Genomic DNA, 9,022 nt, shown 5'->3' with positions numbered 1-9,022 from the left:
ATGAATCTGAGGTTAGATACCAAGATTCTAAAACTGTGGCCAAATTTTATTGACCACTACAACATTCCTAATTAAGGCAAAAAGGCAAAACTAAGCGGGTAAACGAATAATGGCAAAAAATAGATAACTTATTAAAACAGGGCTTACGATAGGGGTTTTGCTTGAACTGTGAATACGCGCCAATATGTCGCAAAATACTTTATTTAACATAATATAAATTATAGGTAGTTAATGACTATATAGTAAGAGCGCTTAAATGCGCCCTTACTATGTCCAATACTAGACGGTATCGGACATTAACTAGTTTTATTACAATAAAAGATACTTTATTTATCAAATTGTTCAATCAATACTTAGTAAACGCTCAGCTGTATATTCGTTAGTAATTAATCCACTGATCATGTTTGACCTTACTGCGCCCAAAATGGCTAACACTTTTTCTTCACCAGCAGCTATCGCATAAATCTGTTTGTTAGCATTTGTTTTTAATGGCGTACTTGCTACACGCTGATTAACTGTGCAATCTAAAAGCTTACCGTTTTTATCAAACACCCAACTAATCATTTCACCAATGGCACCGAGTTCTTGTAACTCTTTAAGTTCTTGCGCATCAATAAAACCATCTATATGTAATGGCGATTTTTCACCTAAGCTACCAATACCCACAAATGTTACATCGGCATCTTTAGCGAGTTTTAAATTACCGGTAATATTTTGCTGTGCATGTAACTGTTCTTTTTCTTCAACGCTTCTTGGTAAAACTGGCAATGGCATTGGGTAATGTTTTGCATTGGTGTGTTCGGCCATTCTTACTACAACATCATAAGGTGAAGCCGATCCATCTAACGCCATATTACCTAGCATTGCTACAATTTTATGTTGCTGACAATCAACAGTTCTTAGCTCATCTACACATGAACGTAAAACTCGACCGGTCCCCATAGCAAGTACTTTGGGTTGTTCTGATTTTAAATGACGTTCTATTTCTGCCGCGCCAGCTTGTGCCAAACCTAATGTAGATGAAGGTTCAGACGGATCGCTCGGTACAACTTCACACGAATCTAACCCAAAACGGCTTTTTATTTTTTCGGCCAGATCCATACATTTAGCAATCGGGTGGTCAAGTCTAACTTTAATTAGACCTTGGCTCACAGATAATGCGACCATTCTTTGTGCAGATTGACGAGATATATTTAGCTTTTTAGCAATTTCATCTTGTGTGTTACCGCCAACATAATATAACCACCCTGCTCTGGCTGCATCATCTAGCTTTCTAATTTCTGTATTTGATAGCTTTACCACGTAAACCTCTTAAAATAGAAGGAAAACTAAATCCTTATTTTCATTACATAATTTTAATTATATGTGCTGCTATATAAATTATTTTATTAATTTTGGAATATCTATTTATCAATAACGTTTTTGTTATTTATAATTGTAAATATACCATTCCTTAATAAAAAATACCTAGGTTTCATAGGATTATGTAATTAGAATTTAGTTAATAGCACCCTTATAAAGGTGCTATTTAAGGTAATTAAAAATTGGCTTTAGCTAATTGTTAAACCATTATTATCAAACTTTAATACTTTATCTGCTGGTGCGCTTAGGTAAATACTGTCGCCATATTTTAATGGGCAATCACCATCTGCTTTTACTGTTACGGTCCCTTTGCCTTCAATATTTATATGTAAAAAGCTCTCCGATCCTAAATGCTCAATTACACCTACAGTTCCAGCCCAAGTACCTTGCTCAGTAGAGAGTGTTATATGCTCTGGTCGTATACCAATACAACTAACATTCGCATCTTCATTTTGTGGATCATCTATAAAGTTCATTTTTGGCGACCCAATAAAACCCGCTACAAATTTGTTTACTGGGTTTTTATAAAGCTCTAAAGGTGTGCCTACTTGTTCAATAATACCGGCATTAAATACCGCGATTCTATCTGCCATTGTCATAGCTTCAACCTGATCGTGTGTAACATAAATCATTGTTGTAGCAAAACTTTTATGTAATTCAGATATTTCTAAACGCATATTTACACGTAGTGACGCATCAAGGTTTGAAAGCGGTTCATCAAACAAAAATGCCGACGGTTGACGTACAATTGCGCGCCCTATTGCTACACGCTGGCGCTGACCGCCCGATAATTGCCCAGGCTTTCGGTCTAAATAATCGGTTAAATTAAGTATTTTAGCAGCGTTTGTAATTTTACGTTCGATTTCTGCAGGGCTAACCTTGGCTCTTTTTAAAGGAAAAGCAATATTGTTACGTACGCTCATATGCGGGTATAACGCATAGGATTGAAACACCATTGCTAAGCCTCTTTTTGCAGGCGGTGTTTTTGTAGCGTCAATGCCATCTATTTCTATATTACCGCTGGTTGTATCTTCAAGCCCTGCAATCATTCTTAATAATGTAGATTTACCACAGCCCGACGGACCAACAAATACAATAAATTCGCCATCTTTTATTTCTAAGTCGAGAGGCTTAATTACGTTAACTTCATCAAAGTTTTTAGTGACTTGTTTTAGTGTGATGCTGCCCATGTGTATTCTCCTATTTCACTGCGCCGAAACTTAATCCGCGCACTAATTGTTTTTGACTAAACCAACCAAGTATTAAAATTGGCACAATGGCCATGGCAGATGCTGCCGATAACTTAGCGTAAAATAACCCCTCAGGGCTTGAGTAACTGGCAATAAATGCGGTTAAAGGTGCAGCATTAGCAGCGGTTAAAATAAGTGTCCAAAACGCTTCGTTCCACGACAAAATAACATTGAGTAATAGCGTTGAAGCTATACCCGGTAAGGCTATTGGCAATAAAACATGGAATATTTCTTCACCAATTGTTGCGCCATCCATACGAGAAGCTTCAAGTATTTCGTTTGGTATTTCTCTAAAGTATGTGTAAAGCATCCATACCATTATTGGTAAGTTAATGAGTGTCATTACAATCACTAAACCTAATTTTGTATCGAGTAACGCAAAGTCACGAAACAATAAATAAATCGGAATAAGTACGCCTACTGGCGGTAACATTTTGGTTGAAAGCATCCACATTAATAGATGCTTTGTTTTTTTAGTTTGAACAAAAGCCATAGACCACGCAGCAGGTACGGCAATTAATAAACCAAGTAAACTTGAACCTAATGATATAACCACTGAGTTCCAAAAATGGTTAAAGTAAGGTGAACGTGACAATACATCTCGGTAATTTTCGAGCGTCCAATCGAACGCATATAAACTGGGGCTTGCTGAAATTGCTTCGGCTTCCGTTTTAAAACTGGTGATTAACGTCCACAAAATAGGAAAGAAAATCATGCCGCTTATTGTCCATGCAGCAATGGTATAAATTAGTTTGGAACGACGGCTATCTTTTATAGTCATAATTAACCCTCCAAGTTTTTGCCAATTAAGCGCATTAAAAATATAGCGACTATATTTGCAATAATAACTGCAACTATGCCCCCTGCCGAACCGCCGCCTACATCAAACTGAAGTAGCGATTGCGTATAAATTAAGTACGTTATATTAGTTGACGAATAACCAGGGCCGCCACTAGTTGTGACTAATATTTCAGCAAAAATTGACAGTAAAAATATAGTTTCGATTAATATAACCGCAGTTACAGCGCGCGATAAGTGCGGTAAAACAATATAAAAGAACTTACTAAATGGGCCAGCTCCGTCCAAATCAGCCGCTTCTAATTGTTCACGGTCGAGTGATTGTATTGCTGTTAGCAGTATTAAAGCTGCAAACGGTAACCACTGCCAAGAGACAATAATGATGATTGAAAATAACGGCATTTGAGCAAAAAAATCGATAGGCTCAAAGCCTAACCAAATTGCAAAGTGCGCAAATAAGCCATTAACCGGGTTCATTAGCATGTTTTTCCATACCAATGCCGACACAGTTGGCATTACAAAAAATGGGGCTAGTACCATTATGCGAACGTAGTTTCGTCCCCATATTGCTTGGTCTAGTAAAATAGCTAAGCCAATACCACCACAAATAGTGATAAGTAAAACCCCAGTTACTAGGTAAAGCGTGTTAATAAATGATTCAAAAAAAGCCGGATCAGTTAGGAAAAATTCATAGTTTAAAAAGCCTACAAACTCTTTATCCCCAGGAACCAGTAAGTTGTAATCAATAAATGAAAAATACAATGTCATACACAGCGGAACTATCATCCAAGCAAGTAATAAAATTACACTAGGAAGAAGCATAAACCGAGCAAGCGTGCGCGAGTTAGTTGTTGCCATAAAGGTGACCTTAAAAAAGCCAATACTATTTACTCTTAGCTACCGAGTGAAAATCAGAAACCCTTGATAGCGTTATAACTAACAAGTAAATAGAATTGACATAAAATATTGGGTAAGTTTGAGTACTTACCCGCCCATTACATGCTATTTAGGATAGCGAGCTTTACGCATTGTTCGCTCAACGAGATGCTGAGATGTACTAAGCGCTTGTTTTACGGTCATTTGGCCAGTTAATGCTGCTGAGAATTGTTGCCCAACAGCTGTACCAATTCCTTGAAACTCAGGAATAGCAACAAACTGAATTCCTACATAAGGCACCGGTTTAACGGTCGGGTTTTTAGGATCCGCAGATTGAATAGAATCTAAGGTAATTTGCGCAAAAGGTGCTGCGTCCATGTACTTTTGATTACTGTAGAGTGATTTACGTGTACCAGGCGGTACTTTTGCCCACCCTTTTTTGTCGGCTACAAGTTGAGTGTATTCTTTAGATGTTGCCCAACTAATAAATTTCATTGCGGCATCTGGTTTTTTGCTGCTTGCCGGTACTGCTAAAGTCCATGACCATAACCAGTTACCACGTTTACCTAAGCCGTTATCTGGCGCAAGTGCAAACCCTACTTTGTCGGCAACTTCAGAGTCTTTTTTGTTAGTAACGAATGCGCCGGCAACCGTTGCATCAATCCAAATACCACATTTCCCGGTTTGAAATAGTGCAAGGTTTTCGTTAAAACCGTTTGCAGATGAACCAGCAGGTCCCGACTCTTTCATTACATCTACATAGTACTGTAATGTGTTTTCCCACTCTGGTGTATTAAACTGTGGCTTCCAATTTTCATCAAACCAACGCGCACCAAACGAATTAGCCATTGATGTAATAAGCGCAACATTTTCGCCCCAACCAGCTTTTCCACGTAAACAAAGGCCATAAACACCTTCTTTTTTATCTGTCATCGCTTTAGCAGCTTTGCGTATAAAGTCCCATGTTGGTGCTTTAGGCATTGTCAGCCCCGCTTTATCCATTAAATCAGTACGGTACATAACCATTGAGCTTTCGCCATAAAATGGGGCTGCATAAAGCTTGTCATTAACTGTTAAACCGCTTCGAATTGCCGGGATTAAATCGTCTAAATCGTAGTTTTCACCTAAATTATCTAACTCTTTTAACCAATTTTGTTTGCCCCAAATTGGTACTTCATAAGTACCTATGGTCATAACATCGTATTGACCGCCTTTTGTTGCTACATCGGTAGTGACACGTTGGCGAAGAATGTTTTCCTCTAGAGTAACCCATTTTAGATCTATATCAGGGTTTTGGCTGGTAAAGTCATTGCTTAATTCTTTCATGGTGATCATGTCACCATTGTTAACAGTCGCTATTGTAATGGTTTCTTTTGCCGCAGCGCCCATGCTTATAAAGCCACACGCGAGCATAATTAATTTATTTTTCATCGGGTATTCCCCATACACGTTATGTTTTAACAAGTGCTATTAAATTTCAACCTATTGCCAATTCTATATATGGCAGTTTTAAAGCATAAAACTGCCCGCAAAGTGCCTTTTTAGGCGCTTTGTATAAATAGATAAACTAGTTGGATAATGATTTAAAATTTAACAGAGATTTCTGAAGTAAAGCCGTCAAATCCTTTACCAATTTGACCACCCGAATTAACCCCTTCTTCTTGATTAACGTACTCAACTTTTAAAAGCGTTTTATCGTTAAACCAGTAACCAGCAGCTACTTGGATACGCTCTATTGTGTTGTCTGTTTGTTCAATTAAGTCGGAAGTGTTTTCGGCTTCTGCATAACGAGCCGCTACATATAGCTTTTTAGGGATTAGATATTGTTGTGCTTCAAACACGAAGTACTCAACCGATGAGTCGCCTTCTATTACACTGTTTGAATCAAACGTAGTGCCATTTTCATCTGCTATGCCGTTTGTGCCAAAGTAGGTAATACCGGCAACGGCATTACCAGCTGCATCTGCAAACGTGTAATCATCAGACGATTTACCAACCATAAAGATTAGGCTAGTTTCGTCCGATGGTTGATAAGCTAAGTTAAGCTGGATGATTGATTGCTCGAGCCCTGGCATTGCGCCAACGTGAGTGTCACGCTCGTTTGAAGGTGACGCTGAGAAGTTATAGTTTTCACCATCGCCAAAGCGGTAGTTTGTTGTTGTTACGCCATCAAGGCTAGCTACACCATTTTCAAAACGTAACTGGTCACCTTGATTCGCTTTTAATAAGTTTAAGCCTGCTTTAAAGCCACCGTCAAATTCTAAAGTACCTTGAAGACGGTAGTTATAACCGCGGTCTTCTTGAAAAGCTTCGCCAAAGCTAGAAGTAGTAATACCACCAGTTACATTATAAGCACGCACTACACCGCTATCGAAAGTTTCGCTGTAACTTAGCTGTGCGCCGTTTTCGGCGGTTGCGTAGTCGGTTACACCATTACCAATAAGTGCATTATTTTGATTATCTGCACCATCTTGAAAACCTTTAAATTGAAAAGGTGAACCACCAATATTACCTAAACGAAGCGTTAAGTTACTGTTATCTTTTGGTGTGCCGTAAAGACCCAATAGATCAAATTCAACACCTGCATAATCATTATGAAATGAAAAATCACGATCCTCGCCACCAAAATCATTAGGTTCTTCTGCAATGTCTATATCGGCAGTGATGAACTCGTTAATATGAAATTTAAGCATCAGGTTAGCTCTAATACGGCCAAATCCTGATTCTTGTTCTTCATCTTCTGGACGAAATGCGCCGTCTTTAGCCTGAATTGACTGAAAGTTTTGCATTAATAAAAAATCTACGTCTACGCGATCTAAATATTCAGAAATATCAGCCTGTGCTGGAGCCGATATAACCATAGCTGCCGCTATGAGAGAAATTGCAAATTTAGTCTTTTTATTATTCAACATAATAAGCTCTTTATTTAGTGTGGTGTGTGATACCGACTTTATTAAATACATATTCATTTAACTAAGCTGGTACTAATTCAGTGTGTATAGATGAGGCTATTGAGCAAAATACTTTAAAGTCAATGAAATTGCACAAATGAGCATAAGCTCACCCGCTGAGCATAATCACAGAGTGAATTTAGAAGGTCAACGATTTTTTATTACAAAACGTTTACAAAAAATAGAATTTATATGTAAATAATTTTGAATCAATAAGTTAAGTAGCAAATTTGTTACATCAAAATTTAAGGAAATAAAGTACTGGATTAAGGAATTTATTGTAGATGCGTTATTATTGTTCAATACAATCAAGTTAGAAAAGGATATAAAAGCAGGAAATACTTTAAAGATAGGCTATAAGCTAAACCTATAAATAGTTTATTTATTAGTCTTTTTTAAGTAACGTTCTTGAGCTTATGAAGGGGTTAGCTTAGTATTAAAGCACTTAAGATGTACTCAAAATAGAAGTAACCTACATATGGAATTTGTTCGCCCGCTAGAGCCTATCCTCATTATTGATGATGTTAAGGAAATTCGTGATTATCTAAACCAAATTTTAACTGAGTTAGGGTTTGAGGATATATTAGAAAGTGCCGATTTTAGCTCTGCTAAGCCTATTATGGACAAAAAAACGCCAAGCGTTATATTTATAGACGTTGATTTACCTGACTCTGACGGTACGGATATATTGGAATACATTAATAGTATCTACCCGCATACTCATGTTGTTATGTGCTCTGGCCATAATAGCCTTGAAAATGTGCAAAATACGTGGGAAATGGGCGCTAAAGGCTTCATTGCAAAACCATTTAATACAAAAAAAGTAGATACCGTAATGAAGCGTCTTGAAATAATAGAATAATAATAAGGTTAACATGCAAAGCACTGTTACTGCGATTATAGAAGATCTTTCGAGTGTTATATTTGGTAAACAGCAACAAATAAAACTGGCACTTACCTGCTTATTTAGTGAGGGACATTTACTCATTGAAGATTTGCCAGGCATGGGAAAAACTACCCTTTCTCATGCATTGTCGGCTGTATTAGGTTTATCGTATCAACGCATACAATTTACAAGTGATCTTCTCCCCGCTGATATTTTGGGTACTAATGTTTTTAATTCTACCGAGCATAGCTTTACGTTTCATAAAGGTCCTATATTTACCCAAGTAGTTTTAGCTGATGAAATAAACCGCGCAGGGCCTAAAACACAAAGTGCGTTGCTTGAAGCAATGGAAGAGCAGCAAGTAACAATAGATGGTAAAAAATATACGCTGCCAAATCCATTTTTTGTTATTGCAACACAAAACCCGCTTTATCAATCGGGTACTTATCCGTTACCCGAGTCGCAATTAGACCGTTTTTTAATGCGTATAAGCTTGGGGTTTCCTCCTAAAGAGGCCGAAAAACGCTTAATTTTGAATATGCAAAAACGAGATTATAGCCAATTACCGCAGCGGATTAACAAACAAGAACTTGCTGAAATTCAATCCAAAATAAGCAAAATCACACTAAGTAGTCCAGTGGTTGACTACATTATTGAACTAGTTAATTACACTCGTACGAGCAATGCATTTGCAGCATCGCTATCACCGCGTGCAAGTATGGCTTTGGCTAAAGCAGCTAAGTCATGGGCATTTATTGATGGCCGTGATTTTGTAATGCCAGAAGATGTTCAAGCCGTATTTGCAAGTGTGTGCCAACATCGATTAGGTTTACATAATGAATCGGGTGAATCACAGGTAAACGATATTTTAAAAAACGTTTTAGTTCCGGTATAAATTT

At 37.6% G+C, this 9,022-nt stretch carries 8 protein-coding genes; 2 read left to right on the top strand and 6 right to left on the bottom strand.

Features of this window, described 5'->3' with window-relative positions:
* Positions 1-342: 342 nt before the first annotated feature.
* From PX700_RS20085 to PX700_RS20060, 6 genes are all read right to left on the bottom strand, one after another.
* Entirely contained in the window at positions 343-1,302 is a 960-nt protein-coding gene (locus PX700_RS20085; RefSeq protein ID WP_479521721.1) for a sugar-binding transcriptional regulator, read from the bottom strand.
* Between the two features lie 248 nt (positions 1,303-1,550).
* Positions 1,551-2,552, bottom strand: a complete 1,002-nt coding sequence (locus PX700_RS20080) for an ABC transporter ATP-binding protein (protein WP_479521720.1) — start codon at positions 2,550-2,552, stop codon at positions 1,551-1,553.
* A 10-nt stretch (positions 2,553-2,562) separates the two neighbouring features.
* Positions 2,563-3,393 (bottom strand): carbohydrate ABC transporter permease, encoded by an 831-nt coding sequence (locus tag PX700_RS20075; protein WP_002960878.1) that lies wholly within the window; start codon positions 3,391-3,393, stop codon positions 2,563-2,565.
* Positions 3,394-3,395: 2 nt separating this feature from the next.
* Positions 3,396-4,268 carry a carbohydrate ABC transporter permease gene (locus PX700_RS20070; RefSeq protein WP_479521719.1) on the bottom strand — a complete coding sequence of 291 codons (873 nt, stop codon included), beginning with the start codon at positions 4,266-4,268 and terminating at the stop codon, positions 3,396-3,398.
* A 144-nt stretch (positions 4,269-4,412) separates the two neighbouring features.
* Positions 4,413-5,717, bottom strand: coding sequence for an ABC transporter substrate-binding protein (locus PX700_RS20065; RefSeq protein ID WP_479521718.1), 1,305 nt, complete (start codon positions 5,715-5,717; stop codon positions 4,413-4,415).
* Between the two features lie 152 nt (positions 5,718-5,869).
* Entirely contained in the window at positions 5,870-7,198 is a 1,329-nt protein-coding gene (locus PX700_RS20060; protein WP_479521717.1) for a hypothetical protein, read from the bottom strand.
* Positions 7,199-7,715: 517 nt separating this feature from the next.
* On the opposite strand from PX700_RS20060, the gene PX700_RS20055 reads away from it, so the two are divergent.
* Together PX700_RS20055 and PX700_RS20050 are read left to right on the top strand one after the other, a co-directional pair.
* Positions 7,716-8,099, top strand: coding sequence for a response regulator (locus PX700_RS20055; RefSeq protein ID WP_479521716.1), 384 nt, complete (start codon positions 7,716-7,718; stop codon positions 8,097-8,099).
* A 13-nt stretch (positions 8,100-8,112) separates the two neighbouring features.
* A complete protein-coding gene (locus PX700_RS20050; protein ID WP_479521715.1) occupies positions 8,113-9,018 on the top strand; it encodes an AAA family ATPase in 906 nt (301 codons plus the stop codon).
* Positions 9,019-9,022: the final 4 nt, after the last annotated feature.

This window comes from Pseudoalteromonas sp. TP27 (genome assembly GCF_056470645.1).
Note: the sequence above shows the minus strand (reverse complement) of the source record. Positions and strands in the feature narration are given on the sequence as shown.

Bases quoted from the DNA above. Each gene is read 5' to 3' on its own strand.
- PX700_RS20080 (WP_479521720.1), bottom strand. From the start codon at position 2,552: ATGGGCAGCATCACACTAAAACAAGTCACTAAAAACTTTGATGAAGTT.
- PX700_RS20075 (WP_002960878.1), bottom strand. From the start codon at position 3,393: ATGACTATAAAAGATAGCCGTCGTTCCAAACTAATTTATACCATTGCT.
- PX700_RS20070 (WP_479521719.1), bottom strand. From the start codon at position 4,268: ATGGCAACAACTAACTCGCGCACGCTTGCTCGGTTTATGCTTCTTCCT.
- PX700_RS20065 (WP_479521718.1), bottom strand. From the start codon at position 5,717: ATGAAAAATAAATTAATTATGCTCGCGTGTGGCTTTATAAGCATGGGC.
- PX700_RS20060 (WP_479521717.1), bottom strand. From the start codon at position 7,198: ATGTTGAATAATAAAAAGACTAAATTTGCAATTTCTCTCATAGCGGCA.
- PX700_RS20055 (WP_479521716.1), top strand. From the start codon at position 7,716: ATGGAATTTGTTCGCCCGCTAGAGCCTATCCTCATTATTGATGATGTT.
- PX700_RS20050 (WP_479521715.1), top strand. From the start codon at position 8,113: ATGCAAAGCACTGTTACTGCGATTATAGAAGATCTTTCGAGTGTTATA.